This is a genomic window from Streptomyces roseoviridis, assembly GCF_039535235.1.
GTDB lineage: Bacteria > Actinomycetota > Actinomycetes > Streptomycetales > Streptomycetaceae > Streptomyces > Streptomyces roseoviridis.
Window position 1 is genome coordinate 2,095,743 of sequence record NZ_BAAAWU010000001.1, and the last position, 15,675, is coordinate 2,111,417.

General features: G+C 73.8%; 11 protein-coding genes. 6 read left to right on the forward strand and 5 right to left on the reverse strand.

Annotation, left to right across the window (positions count from 1 at the left end; genetic code table 11):
- Positions 1-3 precede the first annotated feature (3 nt).
- From ABD954_RS09385 to ABD954_RS09400, 4 genes are read left to right on the forward strand one after another with little or no spacing between them, the layout of a single operon-like run.
- Positions 4-1,107: a hypothetical protein gene (locus ABD954_RS09385; protein WP_345485415.1), complete on the forward strand. Its 1,104-nt coding sequence runs from the start codon at positions 4-6 to the stop codon at positions 1,105-1,107.
- A gap of 46 nt (positions 1,108-1,153) precedes the next feature.
- Positions 1,154-1,942 carry a vWA domain-containing protein gene (locus ABD954_RS09390; protein ID WP_345485417.1) on the forward strand — a complete coding sequence of 263 codons (789 nt, stop codon included), beginning with the start codon at positions 1,154-1,156 and terminating at the stop codon, positions 1,940-1,942.
- A gap of 32 nt (positions 1,943-1,974) precedes the next feature.
- Positions 1,975-2,823 (forward strand): PP2C family serine/threonine-protein phosphatase, encoded by an 849-nt coding sequence (locus ABD954_RS09395; RefSeq protein WP_345485418.1) that lies wholly within the window; start codon positions 1,975-1,977, stop codon positions 2,821-2,823.
- Positions 2,810-4,312, forward strand: a complete 1,503-nt coding sequence (locus ABD954_RS09400; protein ID WP_345485420.1) for a protein kinase — start codon at positions 2,810-2,812, stop codon at positions 4,310-4,312. The genes ABD954_RS09395 and ABD954_RS09400 overlap by 14 nt, the downstream gene beginning before the upstream one ends.
- Before the next feature lie 63 nt (positions 4,313-4,375).
- Here ABD954_RS09400 and ABD954_RS09405 read toward each other — a convergent pair whose 3' ends face one another.
- The 5 genes from ABD954_RS09405 to ABD954_RS09425 all read right to left on the reverse strand — a co-directional run bounded on the left by ABD954_RS09405 (position 4,376) and on the right by ABD954_RS09425 (position 13,401).
- Positions 4,376-4,576: an acyl-CoA carboxylase subunit epsilon gene (locus tag ABD954_RS09405; protein ID WP_345485421.1), complete on the reverse strand. Its 201-nt coding sequence runs from the start codon at positions 4,574-4,576 to the stop codon at positions 4,376-4,378.
- 15 nt (positions 4,577-4,591) lie between these two features.
- On the reverse strand, positions 4,592-6,175 hold the full coding sequence (locus ABD954_RS09410; protein WP_345485422.1) for an acyl-CoA carboxylase subunit beta: 1,584 nt from the start codon (positions 6,173-6,175) through the stop codon (positions 4,592-4,594).
- A 153-nt stretch (positions 6,176-6,328) separates the two neighbouring features.
- Positions 6,329-8,674, reverse strand: coding sequence for a polysaccharide lyase 8 family protein (locus ABD954_RS09415; protein WP_345485423.1), 2,346 nt, complete (start codon positions 8,672-8,674; stop codon positions 6,329-6,331).
- A gap of 167 nt (positions 8,675-8,841) precedes the next feature.
- Positions 8,842-12,774 carry an endo-alpha-N-acetylgalactosaminidase family protein gene (locus ABD954_RS09420; RefSeq protein WP_345485424.1) on the reverse strand — a complete coding sequence of 1,311 codons (3,933 nt, stop codon included), beginning with the start codon at positions 12,772-12,774 and terminating at the stop codon, positions 8,842-8,844.
- Positions 12,775-12,891: 117 nt separating this feature from the next.
- On the reverse strand, positions 12,892-13,401 hold the full coding sequence (locus ABD954_RS09425) for a hypothetical protein (RefSeq protein ID WP_345485425.1): 510 nt from the start codon (positions 13,399-13,401) through the stop codon (positions 12,892-12,894).
- Between the two features lie 280 nt (positions 13,402-13,681).
- Between ABD954_RS09425 and ABD954_RS09430 the strand changes: the two genes are divergently transcribed.
- A complete protein-coding gene (locus ABD954_RS09430; RefSeq protein ID WP_345485426.1) occupies positions 13,682-14,299 on the forward strand; it encodes a YceI family protein in 618 nt (205 codons plus the stop codon).
- A gap of 263 nt (positions 14,300-14,562) precedes the next feature.
- On the forward strand, positions 14,563-15,663 hold the full coding sequence (gene dnaN / locus ABD954_RS09435) for a DNA polymerase III subunit beta (protein WP_345485427.1): 1,101 nt from the start codon (positions 14,563-14,565) through the stop codon (positions 15,661-15,663).
- Positions 15,664-15,675: the final 12 nt, after the last annotated feature.

Genomic DNA, 15,675 nt, shown 5'->3' on the forward strand with positions numbered 1-15,675 from the left:
GCCGTGGAGTCGGCAGCCGTCGTCCTGGCGGTCGCGGTGGTGCCCATGGCGGCGCTGCTCGTCGTGCTGTGGGCGAGCACGGGTTCCTGGCTCACGGGCCCCCGCCGGCACGCGGACGACCACGAACGGCCCGACCGTCGCCGGGCGGAAGAGCGCCGGGCGGAAGACCGCAGGGCGGAAGAGCGCCGGGCTGAGGAACGACGGATCGAAGAACGCCGGGCCGCCGAACGCCGGACGGACGAGGAACGACGGATCGAAGAACGCCGCGCCGCCGAACGCCGGACCGAGGAGCGCCGGGCCGCCGAACGCCGGACGGACGAGCGGCGGGCGGGTGAACGCCCGGCCCGGCCGTGGGAGTCCGGGGGCCGGGCGCCCGGGCCGGGCCGGGCCGGGCGACAGGAGCCCGACCCCCGCCAGGCGTACGGGAGTCAGGGGCAGGAGCAGGGGCAGGGCACGGCTCCTCCGGACCCGTACCGGAGCCCTTCCGGTCCGCCGCCCCGGCTGCTGCGGGACGACGTCGAGCGGCTCATGGCCGGCCCGCGCGCGCTCCTGAACAACGTGCTCGACGCGACCGCCTCCCTGCTGCCGCACCGCACGACGCCGCCGCCGGACCCCGCGGCGCGGGCGGAGGCCGACGGCGCGGCCGGGCCGGGGGCCGATGCCGGAACCCCGCCCGGCGCGACGCCGGGGACCGGGCCGGGGGCCGGGTCCGAGGCGGCGTCGCGGCTCGACACGGAGCCGGGACCGGGGTCCGGTCCGGGAGCGGGCACCAGGGCGGGACCAGGCGCGGCGACGGTGCCGGAGCCGTGGGCCGTCCCCGCGGCCCGTCGCCCCGCCCTGCCGGCCACGGCCGCACCGACCGCTCCGGCCGGCCCGCCCCCACGGGCCGCCGAGGGCGACACCCTCGCCCTCGGCTCCGGGCAGCGGATCGTCGTCAGCGCCGCGACCTGGCTGCGCCCCGACGGATACGTGGAGTGGGAGGGCGCCCTGTGCCGGGCCCGCTGGCTGGGGCCCGCGTCGGCCTACCCCCGCCCCGGCGACCTGGTCCGCGTCACCCTCGATCCGGCCCTCGACCCGCCGCTGCTCCTGGCCGGCCCGCTCCACTGAACCACCGCGCGACCCCCGTCCCCGTCCTTCGCTCCACGGAGTAGCCGTGTTCCCCACCGCAAGTCCCGACGAAGCCCCGCTCCCCGTGCCGTACATGGGCTTCGAGTTCGACAGTGCCCAGCGCCTGCCGCTCCTGCTGTGTCTGGACACCTCCTCGTCCCTGACGCAGAGCGGCGCCATCGGCGCGCTCAACGACGCCCTCACCTCCTGGGCGGAGAGCCTGGCCAACGACATGGCGCTGAGCGCCGCCGTCGATGTCGCCGTGATCACGTTCGGGGGCGTCGAGGGCATCACCGTCTGGCAGGGCGCCACCCCGCTCGGCGCCGTCGCGCCGAAGTGGCCGCACAGCCCGTTCGTGCCCGCCAACGAGTTCCGTCCGCCGGTGCTGCGCGCCCACGGGGTGACGCTCCTGGACCGGGCGCTGCACCTGGCCATGGAGGTCGTCGCCGACTACAAGGCGGGGCTGCGCGCGGAGGGCCTCACCTACTACCGCCCGCAGATCTGCGTGGTCACCGACGGCGCCCCCAGCGACGAGCAGGGCCGGTTCTCGCACGCCTACCGCGAGCTGCTGCCGGAGCTGCGCAAGGCGGAGCGGGAACAGCGGTTCCGGCTCTTCGCGGTCGGGGTGGGCGAGCGGCACGCCGGTGCGGAGGAGGTGCTCAAGGAGCTCGCCCCGCACTACCACGCCTGGCTGGACGGCTTCCCCTTCGCCGAGCTGCTCACGGCGATGTCGCACAGCGCCCGGGCCACCCAGGGCGGCGCGGCCGAGGCCGAGTTCCAGGAGATCTTCGCCCGGCTCAAGCGCCGGCGCGGCGGTGGGCAGGTCCCCGCGTGAGGGGGCGGGACCGGCCGTCGTCCCGGTGGCGGGTGCACGACATCAGCTCCCGGGGCTACCGGCACATCCAGGACGACACGCCCTGTCAGGACGCCTGGGACCGGCTGGAGACCCCGGGCGGTCTGGTGCTCGCGGTGGCGGACGGGGCGGGCAGCGCGCCCCGGTCCGGCGAGGGCGCGCGGGAGGCGGTACGGCTCGCGGTGGAGGCGTTCGCGCCGGTGGCGGCGCCGTGGCAGCGGATCGGCGGCGCACGGCTGTGCCGGGAGCGGATGACCGAGGCGTTCCGGGAGGTCCGGTCCTCCTTCCTGCGCTGGTGCGAGGGCCCGCCGGGGCCGTACGCGACCACGCTGACGGTGGTGGTGGCCGCCGAAGGCTGGCTGGGGCAGGCCTCGGTCGGCGACGGTCTCGTGCTCGTCCGGGCGGTACCGGTCGGCGGTCCGCGGGGCGGCCCGGCGGGGCCTGCGGAAAGCGGCCCGTACGCGAGCGGAACCGCCGGCCCCGGCGGGGGCACGGCGGCGCCCTCGTACCATCTGCTGCCGCGGGCGCACACCGGCAGCGAGTACGCGAACGAGACCGTCTTCCTCGGCTCCACCACCGCCCTCGGCCGGCTCCGGGTCGACTGCGTCCGCGACGACGCCATCGACGGGGTGCTGCTGTCCACGGACGGTCTGACCCAGGCGCTGCTGCGGCGGGCGCCCGCCGGCCCGCCGCTGCCCCACGACGCCTTCCTCGGCCATCTCTTCGACCGGCTCGGCCGGTCCGACTACGACCACGACGAGGAGGAGCGCCGGCTCGGGGACTTCCTCGCCTCCGACCAGATCACCCGTGTGACCGGGGACGACAAGACTCTCCTGTGGGCGATACGACATGACGACCACTGACGACTCCACCGACGGCTCGGGCCTCGCGGACGGCCTCGACCTGACCCTCGGCGACGGCACCCGGATCAGCCGTACGGGCAAGGCGCTCGGCACCGGCGGTCAGGGCAGCGTCTGGGCGCTCGCGGAGCGTTCCGACCTCGCCGGCAAGATCTACGACCGGGCCCCCGACGACGCCCAGCTGCGCCGGCTCGCCGCGATGCTGCGGGCCGACCCGCTGGCCGGCGAGCGGCTCGCCCCCGGACAGCCGCCGATGCTGGTGTGGCCGGTCCAGCTGATCGAGGCGGGCGGACGGGCCATCGGCTACGGGATGCCGCTCGTGGACCTCACGGTGCAGACCCCGCTCAACGGGGTGCTCCAGAAGCAGGTGCGGCTGCGCCGCTTCGAGGGGCGGGCGCACTGGAAGTTCCTGCTCGGGGTCGCGGCCAACCTCGCGTACATGACCGCGGAGCTGCACCACCGCGGTTTCGTGGTGGGCGACCTGTCCGACCGGAACGCCGTCGTCGACCCGCGCGGCTACGTCACGCTCCTGGACTGCGACTCCTTCGCCTTCACGGACACCATGACCGGCGAGTTCTTCGGCTGTGACGTCTTCACCGACGACTACGCGGCGCCGGAGCGGCACCGCGGGGAGCAGGCCACCCGGCACTCGGACGACTTCGCGCTCGCCGTCCTCGTCTACCAGCTGCTCACCGCGGGCAACCACCCCTTCGACGGGGCCCCGCTGAACGGCTCCGCCGAGGCCACCCGCAAGGACAACATCGTGGCCGGCACGTCCTTCCTGGTGGAGCCGGCCCGGGTGCGCGTCCCGGCCCGGCTGCTGCCGCCCGAGGTGCAGCCGCCCGCGGTGCTGCGGCTGGCCCGGGAGGCGTTCGGGCCGGGACTCAGGGATCCGGCCCGGCGGCCTTCGTCGGCGCGGTGGCTCCAGGCCCTGGACGAGGCCCGCGAGTCGGTGGTGACCTGCGCGGCCGTGCCGGAGCACCACTACGGAGGGCACCTGTCCGACTGTCCGTGGTGTGCTCGGGTCGGGGCGGGGCAGTCCGACCCGTTCGTGGACGGCCGGGCCGGGACGAGGGCGTCGGCCCAGCGGCCCGGCGGCTCCACGTCGGCCTCCCGGCCCTCCTCCGCCTCGTCGTCCGCCTCCGCCTCGTCGTCCGCCTCGACCTCGTCGTCCGCCTCCGCCTCGACCTCGTCCGCCACGTCGGCTTCCGGGTCCGGGTCCTCCGCCCCTCCCCCGAGGACCAAGCCCACCCCGACGTCCGCGTCGAAGCCGAAGCCCCGTCCCGCCCCGCCGTCGAAGCCGAGGCCGAAGCCGGACTCGGACGGGAACGGGAAGGCGCAGGGCGCCCCCGAGCCGGCCGGGAAGACCGCCCCCCAGCCCGCCACCAACGGCGAGATGGCGCTCGGCTGTGCGATCTTCGCGCTGGCCGCCGGTGTCGTGGTCGCGGTGATCTGGGGTCTGATCGTGCTGATCCAGGGGCTTCTCAAATAGAAGGAGGAGGGCCGGACCCCGGTCTCCCCGGGGTCCGGCCCTCTCTCCGTGGGCGTGGCGGCGTCAGCGCCAGCTGTGCGGCGCGCGGAAGCCGTTCTCGCGCTCCAGGCGGCGCCAGCCGGCCGTCGAGCGGCCGCGGTGGGCGGGCTCGGCGGGGGTGGCGGCGGCGCGGGCGAGCAGGACCGCGGTGATGGCGGCCAGCTCCTCGGGCTCGGCGTGGCCCTTCTCGACGCGGAGAAGGCTGGCGGTGGCGGGCGTGGTCACGTGGGTGGGCTCCTCTTACTGAGGCGGGTTGCCGTGCTTGCGGGACGGCAGGTCGGCGTGCTTGGTGCGGAGCATCGCGAGGGACTTGATCAGCACCTCGCGGGTCTCGGCGGGGTCGATGACGTCGTCGACGAGACCGCGCTCGGCGGCGTAGTACGGGTGCATCAGCTCGGCCTTGTACTCCTTGACCATGCGGGCCCGCATGGCCTCGGGGTCCTCGGCCTCGGCGATCTGCTTGCGGAAGATGACGTTGGCGGCGCCTTCGGCACCCATCACCGCGATTTCGTTGGTGGGCCAGGCGTAGGTCAGGTCGGCGCCGATGGACTGGGAGTCCATGACGATGTACGCGCCGCCGTACGCCTTGCGCAGGATCAGCGAGATCCGGGGCACGGTCGCGTTGCAGTAGGCGTAGAGCAGCTTCGCGCCGTGGCGGATGATTCCACCGTGCTCCTGGTCGACGCCGGGCAGGAAGCCGGGTACGTCCAGAAGGGTGATGATCGGGATGTTGAAGGCGTCGCACATCTGGACGAAGCGGGCGGCCTTCTCGGACGCCTCGATGTCCAGGACGCCGGCGAGCGTCTGCGGCTGGTTGGCCACGATGCCGACCACCTGGCCGTCGAGGCGGGCCAGGGCGCAGATGATGTTGCGGGCCCAGCGCTCGTGGATCTCCAGGTAGTCGCCGTCGTCGACGAGCTCCTCGATGACCTTGTGCATGTCGTACGGGCGGTTGCCGTCGGCGGGCACGAGGTCGAGCAGGACGTCCGAGCGGCGGTCGGCCGGGTCCTCGGAGACGACGGTCGGCGGGTTCTCGCGGTTGTTCTGCGGGAGCATCGACAGGAGGTAGCGCACCTCGGCGATGCAGGTCTCCTCGTCGTCGTACGCGAAGTGCGCGACGCCGCTGGTCTCGGCGTGGACGTCGGCGCCGCCGAGGCCGTTCTGGGTGATCTCCTCGCCGGTGACCGCCTTGACGACGTCCGGACCGGTGATGAACATCTGCGAGGTCTCGCGGACCATGAAGACGAAGTCGGTGAGGGCGGGGCTGTAGGCCGCGCCGCCGGCGCACGGGCCGAGCATGACCGAGATCTGCGGGATGACGCCCGAGGCGCGGGTGTTGCGCTGGAAGATGCCGCCGTAGCCGGCGAGGGCGGAGACGCCCTCCTGGATGCGGGCGCCGGCGCCGTCGTTCAGGGAGACCAGCGGGGCGCCGGCCGCGATGGCCATGTCCATGATCTTGTGGATCTTGGTGGCGTGGGCCTCGCCGAGGGCGCCGCCGAAGATCCGGAAGTCGTGCGCGTAGACGAAGACCGTACGGCCCTCGACCGTGCCCCAGCCGGTGATGACACCGTCGGTGTACGGCTTCCTGGCCTCCAGGCCGAAGCCGCTGGCGCGGTGGCGGCGCAGCTGCTCGACCTCCTGGAAGGAACCAGGGTCGAGGAGCAGCTCGATGCGCTCGCGAGCGGTCAGCTTGCCCTTGGCGTGCTGGGCCTCGGTCGCCCGGTCGCTCGGGCCGCGGCGAGCCTGCTCGCGCAGCTCGTGCAGCTCGGCCACACGGCCACGGGCGTCAGCGGGCTCGCTCGGGATCTGGTCCACAACGGTCATGTACCGACCCTACGAACTCGGTGGGGAAAACCCGCCGTCGACTCCGTACAGTCTCGCGTGTCGAATCCTGGTGGGGCCGGACAGAACCGTCCCCCCACCAGGCCGACTCAACAGCCAGGCACCCCAGCTGCTTGTAGGGTTTCCACATAAGCCCTAGACGAGCAGGGTGCAGCCGTGGGTGGCGCACGCCGTACCGGGCGTGATCCGCAGCCGCAGCGCGGCCCCGGTGCCGAGCACCTCCACCGTGGCGTCGCGGGCGAGCACGGCCCGTACCGGCCGGTCCCAGACCAGCTCGAACGGCTGCCCGGACCGGAGCGGCTCGCTGATCCGCAGGGTCGCGGTGGAGCGGCCTCGCCGCAGCAGCACACTCGCGGGTGCCGAGACGGTGAGGCGGTCCACCGTACCGGCCTGCCAGAAGTTGGCGGCGGTCAGTCCGAGGGACGGGACGGCGACGGCCTGCCGGTCGGCGCCGTTGGCGAGGATCCTGAGCCAGCCGGGGTCGGCGGCGCGGGCGGCGAGCGTCGCGGGCGAGGCGCCCGGCATCAGCAGGTAGGCGTAGGAGGCGTCCGTCGGGTCGGTGCCGTGGTCGATCCAGAGGGTCTGGTAGCGGCGGGTGCGGCGTTCGGTGGCGCTGGTGGTGTTGATGTCGCTCCAGGCGCCGGTACGGTCCTCGCGCAGGGTGCGCAGCCGCTCCGTACCGTCCGGGCCGGGGAAGACCCAGCCTCCGTGGCCGGCGAGGTGCGCCCAGCCGGCGCCCCGCGTGAAGGAGGCGGTCCCCTCCTCGCCCAGGCAGCGGTTGTCGACCACCGTCTCGACGGGGACGCCGTCCCGGGCGGTGATGCCGGCGCCCAGGCAGATGACGGTGTCGGCGGCGCAGAACCAGGACTTGCGGGCCTCCAGGGTGGAGCCGAGGCCCTTGAGGTGCTGGCCGACGGCGGCGAACTCGCCGTCGGTGGTGCCGCCGACCCACTTCACGGCCGGCTTGGGCGCGCCCCACTCGCCGCCGGCCCGGTCGGCGAGGCGCTTGGTGGAGACGGTGGTGCCGGGCAGCCGGTAGGGGTCGACGGTGGGCCAGAACCAGTCGGTGTACTGGCCGCCCTGGCCCCGGGTCCACCAGGAGAGCATTCCGGCGCCGGTGTGCCAGCCGCGCGGGTTCTCGCCGTTGCCGCACTCGTAGTACGCGATCCGCTCGGAGGCCATGGAGATGTTGGCGGCCCAGCCGGGGCGGCGGTGCACGGCCCGGTCCATGGCGGCGAAGAGCCGGTGCCCGGTGGGCTCGGGGGCGGCGGGGACGGGTGCGGCGGCGACGGCGTGGAGGCGGGCGAGGTCGGCGACGCCGAACTGGCGGGCGCTCAGGATCGGGGAGACGGTGTCGCGCTCGATCCAGCCCTTCACGCGCGCGTGCCAGCGGTCCCGTTCGGCCTGGCTCGCGCCGCCGGCGAGCAGGGCGACGGCGGCGATGACCCCCTGGCCGTGGAAGTGGTCGGAGCGCATGATCCGCCGCTCGTCGTCCTTCGGCAGACCGCGGCTGACGGCACGGCCGTTGACGCTGTCCATCATCAGGCCGTCGTAGATCAGGGGCGCGTAGGCCCTCTCGACGCTGTCGAGGACGATCTGCCGGTTCGGGTCGGTGACGTCCCAGCTGGAGCCGGCGAGCAGGGTGAAGAGCCGGCCGAGGCCGTCGAGCATGACCTGGCCGTAGGTGCCCGAGTAGGCGACCCAGGTGTGCTGGACGAAGGAGCCGTCGGCGTAGAGGCCGTCGCCCTTGGTGACGTAGGGGAAGACGGGCGAGAGGGCGTCACGGGCGAGGGCGATCTTGGCGGGGTTCGCGCCGAGGACGCCGCGCAGGGCGACCGAGCGGCACAGGTCGACGCGGTTGGCTCCGGTGGAGGTGCCGGTGTAGGAGCCGAGCGCGCTGTCCGGGACGAAGTGGTCGACGGCCGCGCAGGCGGCGGCGATCCGTGCGGCGCCGAGCAACGGGTGGAGGGCGGCGACGATGTCCATGAGCAGGCGCGGGGAGCCGATCTGCCACTCCCACCAGTTGCCGTAGCGGGTGGTGCCGGAGTGGTAGACGCGCTCGGAGAGGTGGTCGAGGCCGCGCAGGACGTCGGTGAGCAGGCCGGGGTCGCCGGTGAGGCCGGTGCCGTCCTGGACGTACGCCTGGGTCATCGTCCACAGCCGGCCGTAGCTCTGGGTGATGCCGGCGGGCGGGTCGAAGGCGAGTCCGGGCCACAGCGAGGTGGCGGCGGGCGCCATGGTGGCCCGGAAGGTGCGGGCGAGGGTGCCGGTCTCGGCGAGCCGGGAGGCGTAGGGCTCGGCCCCGGCGTCGTAGCCGGAGCCGAGCTGGATGTCGAGCCACCGCCTCCGCAGGGTCTCGAACTCGTCGGTCTCCGCCGCGTGGGCGAGGGGGCCGAGGGGGTCGAGGGCGAGGGCGGCCGCGGTGGCGGTGGCGGTGGCGGTGGCGAGGAAGGTGCGGCGGGACCAGGCGGGGACGGGCACGAAAGCCTCCCGGGAAGGGTGGTGTAGACCGGTTGGCGCCTGGTGTAGCAGCGGATTCGGAACGCAATCAATGAGCACGGCCGAAGGGGACGGGGGCAGCGGGCGGGACGGCGGACGGCAACGCCGGGAAGCGCTTTCCGCCTTGTCCCGCCCGGGCCCGGCGAGGATCAGGCCGCGCAGTGGAAGCGGGCGTTCCCCCAGTCCGCGTGGTCGTTGCCGTTGCCGTCGCCCGCGTCGCCGACGACCAGGTCGACGTACGAGGCGCCGGTGACGTCGGCGGTGAGGGACCAGGCGCCGTCGTCGGCCCTGAGGACCGGGGACTTCGCCTTCTCCGTGCCGTCGGCGAGCACGCCGAACTGGACGCTGCCCCGGGTGGTCTGCGCGTCGTCCACACCGACCTCGGCGGTGAAGGAGGTGCAGCGTCCGCCCAGGTAGTAGCGCACCTTCGCGGTCGCGTGGGTGCCCAGTCCCTTGGCGTAGGCGACTCCTCCGATCGTGAGCGGGCCGCCGTCGCCGCTGCCGGTCCCGCCGTTGGACCGGTCCTTCTCTGCCGGGCCCCAGCCGTTCGCGGCCGAGGTCCAGTGGAGGTCGCTCGCCCAGGCGTCGGCGGTCGGCGGCGGGGGCAGGGTGCGGACGGTGGTGGCCGCGGTCAGCCGGCGCGCCTCTCCGGCGACGCCGTAGGTGACGGTGGCGCCGAGGTCGTACGGGCGGTGGGCCGCGTCCACCGGCGGGGTGACCTTCCAGGTGGCGGTCGTCGACTGGCCCGCGGCGACGGTGGCCAGGGCGACCGGGCCGGCCGGTTCGGCGGTCCAGCCCTCGGGGAGGGTGAGGACGGCCTCGGCGCCGGAGACGGCGGCGGCCTCGTCGTTGCCGAAGGTGGCGGTGACGGTGTTCGCCCGGCCCGGTTCCAGGGTCTCGGGCGCCGTCACGGAGAGCGTGCCGCAGGCGGCCCGCTCGGCGGCCGGGCCGAGGTCGGTGACGGTGAAGCGGTCGAGGACGAAGTCGGCACCGTCGGGGGCGTCGGCGCGCTTGCGCAGTCCGGTCCAGGTGTCGCCGCAACCGGCGGTCACCGTCTGGGAGAAGTGGCCGGTGGTCCTCTGCTGCCCGATCGGGGTGCGGCGGGTCTCGACGGGGGCGCCCTGGCCGCTCGTACGGTCGTAGCCGGTGACCCACTCGTAGGCGCCCGCGTGGCTGGACTGGTAGGCGAACTCGACGCGGTAGCTGCGCCCGTCCTTCATGGGGACGGTCCAGGGTGCCGTCCGGTAGACCAGACCGCTGTTCTCGTCGTGGGACTTGAGGGACTCGGCGCCGTCGAGGACGTCGTCGACCGTCTTCCCGTTCCAGCCGGCCTGGGTGTAGGGGGCGTGGAGCTGGGCGATGTGGGTGCGCGGGTCGGTGGTGCCGCCGGCGTCGCCCTTCAGGAAGGGGCCCCAGCCCTGGTCGACGGCCTCGAAGTCCTCGTACACCGTGGTCCCGGCCTTCGTCGCCGGGTCGTTCGCGACGATGCGGACGTCGTCCAGGCGGACGGCGGCGGTGGAGCCGCCCGCCGCCTCGACGCGCAGGGTGGTGGTGCCCGTGGCGGGGGCGGTGAAGGTGGTCTTGGCGCGCTGGAAGCGGGTGCCGTTCCAGTCGGAGGCGGCGACCCGGTCGGTCAGGGTGGAGCGGGCGACGGTGACGGAGGTGCCGCCGGCGAAGAGCGTGGTCGGGCGGGTCTTCCCGGCCTCGACCTCGACGAGGACCGAGGCGGTGTAGCGCCGGCCCGGGGTCAGTCCGGTGATCTGCTGGCGGACGGAGGCGGTGGCGGAGCCGGTGAGCTTCGCGCTGTTGCGGCCGTGCGCGTCGGTGTCGCGGGTCACGGTGCCGCTCTTCGCCCAGGCGTTCAGCCGGGCGTCGTTGAAGCCGGGGTCCCGGACCGGGGTGCCCTCGCCCCAGCGGGGATCGGGGGCGGCCGGGGCGGCGGAGGGATAGAGCACGTAGGGCTGTCCAGCGGTGGCGTCGAGGGAGACGCGGCCGCCGACGGGGGTGACCGTCCCGGTCTTCACCCGGCCGTTGTCGGTGAGCCGGTAGACGGAGTACGCGCCGGTGCCGGGGGGCACGGCCCAACTGGTCCTGCCGCCGGTCTTGTTGTAGTGGTAGAGCTTGCTCCCGCCGGCCCAGGGCAGCAGGTAGGCGTCGCCGTCGAGGACCTTGCGGCCGTTCTCGTAGAAGGTGCGGCGGCCGTTCTCGACGGTGCCGCGGACGCCGCCGGTGAAGGTGATGTCGTCACCGTTCCAGCGGGTGATCCGCTGCCGCTGGAGGTACTTGGCGGGCAGGTTGCGCTGCCAGAGGTTGGCGGTGAAGGCGGTGTGGTCGGTCTCGCCGGTCCAGCCCTCGAAGTCGACGAGGGCGGTCTGCCCGAGGACGGGGTGGTCGTTCCAGACGTCCTTCTCGCCGTTGCGGATGAAGCGGATGATCTGCGAGTTGAGGCCCTTGTTGGTGACGCCGCCGTAGTCGAGGTCGTTGGCCCAGTGGGACCAGAGCGAGGCCCGCTCGAACTTCTCGGACCACTCGGTGGCGACGTTCCAGCCCTGCGCCTGGACGGCCTGCACCGTCTTGTCGGCGATCCAGCCGTGCGTGTAGTAGACGTCGATGTAGAGCGTCGAGAGGCCGGGGTCGGTCTCGTCGCGCAGCTGCCGGAGGCGGCGGGCGAGGTCGCCGCTGTTCACGTCCCGGCGCTGGTCGATGTAGTAGCTCTGGTTGAGCCAGTTCCAGCCGGGCCTGCTCTTGTCGACGAGGGTCTCGCTGAAGTTCTTCGCCTCCGGGTACGCCTCGGTGGCGTTGACGTGGACGCCGAAGTCCGCGCCCCACTTCTTCCCCTGCCTCAGGAGGGTGTTGAGGTCGGCGAGGCCGCCGGCGCGCTTGTTGTAGTTGCCGCCGTAGTCGGGGTGGGCGGAGTCGTGGCCCTCGGAGCCGTATCCCTTGAGCAGGGCGAACTGGCCGAGGCCGTCGGTGGCCAGGGAGACCCGCTTGACGTCGTCGAGGGTGCGCAGGAAGGGGTGGGTGGCGTTCGAGGCGAAGTTGAACGGGATGTGGGCGACGACCCGGTCCGGGGTCCGGTCGCTGCCCGGGGCCTTGATGCCGATGGTGCGGAAGGCGACGGCGCCGTCCTGCCAGTCGGTGCGGCCGTCGTCGTTGGCGTCGGGGGTGACGACGACCCTGGCCCAGGGCAGGTGGTCGCCGCTCTCGGGCTGCGGGGCACCGGCGCCGCGGTAGGTCCACTGGCCGGACCAGACGCCGACGCGGGTCTCGGTGCCGGCGGGGGTGGACGCCTTGCGGGCCTGGTGCCAGAAGCGGGCTCCGTCGCGGGCGGAGGCGCCGGAGGGCTTGTCGTAGCTGGAGTTGGACTCGACGGCGGCGGCGAGCCGGCCGGTGCTGACGATCGCGTAGCTCGCGCCGACGGGTGCGGTGTCGGCCGGGGTGGCGTCGGTGACCTGGGCGAAGACGTCGGCGGTCCGGGTGGAGTCGGGGTCGAGCCGGGTGAAGGCGGTGGCGGCGCCGGGGTCGGTGGAGCCGACGGAGACCAGGTCGTGGCCGGGGATGTCGAGGGTGCCGACCCGGAAGGTCTCGGTGTCGCGGACGGCGGTGATCCGGAAGGTGGTGGACCGGCCGCTGACGCTGATCCGGGCGTCGATCTCGACGCCGGGCAGGTCCGGGAAGACGAGGGTGTACGCGGCGGAGTCGCCGGTCACGGCGGGCGCGGCCCCGGCCCGGACGGTGTGGGCGGTGCCGTTGAGGACGACCTGGGTGACGGGGGCGGTCGAGCCGAGTAGCCGGGCGCCGGTGGCGCGGTCGGTGTAGGCGAGGACGCGGGGGAAGTCCTCGGCGACGGTGACGGAGAGCTGCTCGGAGCCGATGACGGCGGAGGCGGCGGCGGTCTCGGCGGCGGCCGGGGCCCCGGCGCGGGCCGGGGCCGTGGACGGGGTGCCGACGCGGGCCGGGGCCGTGGACGGGGTGCCGGCGCGGGCCGGGCCGGCCAGGACGAGCACGGCGGAGGCGGCGGCGGCCAGCGCACAGGCCGTGCGCAGCCGCCGCGCCGCGGCGGGAGGGTATGGGTGCGACATGCGCACTAGTTGGCCCGTGTGACGGACCACCGTCAACGAGATCGCGCGTCGACGGCCCCTCCAGTCCAACAACCCCCTGCGGTTAGTCCAAGTGCTGGTCCCGGTGCCTCAAGGCCCTCAGCAGCCACCGCAGTTGTAGTAGGTGACGTCCCAGTGGTTGCCCTCGTCGGCGTAGATGTTGCCCGAGCCGGACTTCCACTGTGGGGCGCCGTCACCGCGGACGCCGATGTAGGTGAAGGTGTTCTTGATGTAGTTCCCGATGCACGTGTACTTGCTGTAGTCGAGCTTGTAGCCGTTCCAGTGGGAGTAGGTGCCGCTCGCGTGGCCGGTCTCGGTGCCGCCCGTGATGTTGAGGGCGCAGCCGCTGGCCCGCTTGAGGGTCTGGGCGCCCTGGGCGGAGGCGAGGTTGAGCTGCTCGAAGGACGTGCAGGTGGAGTTGTAGCGGTCCGAGCAGCCGCCGGACGAGGACCAGGTGATGCCGACCTCGCGGAACATCGAGGTGGCGGTGGAGTGGCTGATCTTGGTGACGGCGTGGGCGTCGGTGGCGGTGGCCAGGACGCCGAAGCCCGGGGCGAAGAGGGCGCCGAGGACGAGGGCCAGGGCGGTGAGGACGGAGCGGAGCTTCACGGTTCGGTTCCTCCTGGGAGTGAACGTACGTGGGTGTCGCTACGTGGTGTCGCTGCGCGGGTGTCACTGCGCGGGTGTCGCTGTGGGGGATCGCGCAGGGAGATGGTGGCGCAGGTCTACGCGCGTCCGCTAGAGGGCCGCGCGGTGCTCTTGGGGTCCTGCGGGTGAACACTCGGCGCGAGATGTTGAAAGTTGAACGGAATAGGTCTAGAGTCATTCTCGTTGAAGGTTCAACAAAGCCACGAAGCGCACCCCCGCGCACCGTCCCCAAGGAGCAGTCATGGGTCTCTTCAGCCGCAAGAACAACGAGTCCGCCGCCACCTCCGCCGTCGCCACCCTCCCGGTGGACCCGGCCCTCGCCGCGCTGACCGGCTCGTACACCATCGACCCGGCCCACAGCAGCATCGGCTTCACCGTGCGTCACGCGATGGTCACGAACGTGCGCGGCGGCTTCGGCGAGTACGAGGGCACGCTGGACCTGAACGGCTCCGACCCGGCCTCCTCCAGCGCCGCGATCGACGTGCGGATCGCCTCCGTCGACACGGGCATCGCCGACCGCGACGCCCACCTGCGCGGCGGCGACTTCTTCGACGCCGAGCGCTTCCCGCTGATGACGTTCCGCTCCACGGGGGCCGAGCAGCTGGGCGGCGACCTGTACCGCATCACCGGCGACCTCACCATCAAGGACGTCACCAAGCCGCTCTCCATCGACCTGGAGTTCAACGGCGTGGCCACGGACGTCTACGGCAACGAGCGCGTCGGCTTCGAGGGCTCGGCCGAGATCCTGCGCTCCGAGTGGGGCCTGACCTGGAACGCGGCCCTGGAGACCGGCGGCGTCATGGTCAGCGACAAGGTGAAGCTGACCTTCGACATCTCCGCGATCAGGAACGCCGCCTGAGCGAGCCCCGGCCCCCGGCCCCGCCGGAAACGAGCGCGCCCGCCTCTCCGTCGTCACGGAGGGCGGGCGCTCGGCGTTCCGGTCCCGCGCACAGGGCGCCCGGCGGCCGGCCGGACGGCACTCCCCCGCCGCGCTGACCTGGAGCGCCCTGCGCGGACTCGCCGCGCTCGACGGCAGCGGCAGGCTGCGTTTGGACCTCGCCGACGGTCGGCTGAAACTGCCGGCCGACGCCGTTGTCAGTGGCGGCCGTTAACGTCGGCGGCATGGAATTCCGCATCGAGAAAGCCGTGTTGACCGAGGCCGTGGCCTGGGCCGCCCGCGTGCTGCCCGCCCGCTCCCCCGTGCCCGTCCTCGGCGGCCTGCTCCTCCAGGCGGCGGACGGCAGGCTGCGCGTCTCCGGCCTCGACTACGAGGCGTCCGCCCGGATCGAGGTGGACGCCGACGTCCTGGGCGAGGGCCGGGCGCTGGTGCTCGGGCGGCGGCTGCTCGACATCTGCAAGGTGCTGCCGCCGGGACCCGTGGAGTGCGCGGCCGACGGCGCGCGGCTCTCGGTGACCGGTGGTGACGCCCGCTTCGGGCTCTCGTTGCTGCCGCTGGACGACTATCCGGCCCAGCCGGCCCTGCCCGCGTGGCGCGGCGAGGTCGACGCGGACGCCTTCGCGGCCGCCGTCGGACACGTGGCGGTGGCGGCCGGCCGGGACGACTCGCTGCCGGTGCTCACCGGGATACGGCTCGGCCTGGACGGGACGACGATGACGCTGGCGGCCACCGACCGCTACCGGTACGCGGTGCGCACGCTGGACTGGAAGCCCGCGCCCGGCGCGGAAGACGCCGCCGACGTGGTGGTGCCGGCCCGCCGGCTCACCGAGATCGCGCGCTCGCTCGCCGGCGCGGGGACGGTCCGGCTCGCCCTCGACGGCGGCTCCTTCGGCGTCGAGAGCGGCGGCATGCGGACGACGACCCGCCTCCTCGACGGCCGGCTGCCCCGGCACGACAAGCTCTTCGCGCTCGGGGAGCACGCGGTGGCGGTCACCGAGCGGGCGCCGCTGGTCGAGGCGGTGCGGCGGGTCGCGGTCGTCGCGGAGGGCGACAGCCCCGTACAGCTCTCCTTCGACGGCACGACGGTGCACCTGCAGGCGGGGTACGAGGACGACGTGGCCTCGCAGCGGCTGCCGGCCGGGCTCTTGGGGGCCGAGGCCATGACGGTCGCCTTCAACCCGGGCTATCTGCTCGACGCGCTCGGCTCCTTCGACACCCCTCGGCTGCGGCTGCGGCTGCTCGGACCGGGGCAGCGGGCGCTGATCACGGACGCGGAGGGCGACGCGCACCGCCATCTGCTGATGTCGGTCAAGCCGCTGGTCTGACCCCGAGGGGCC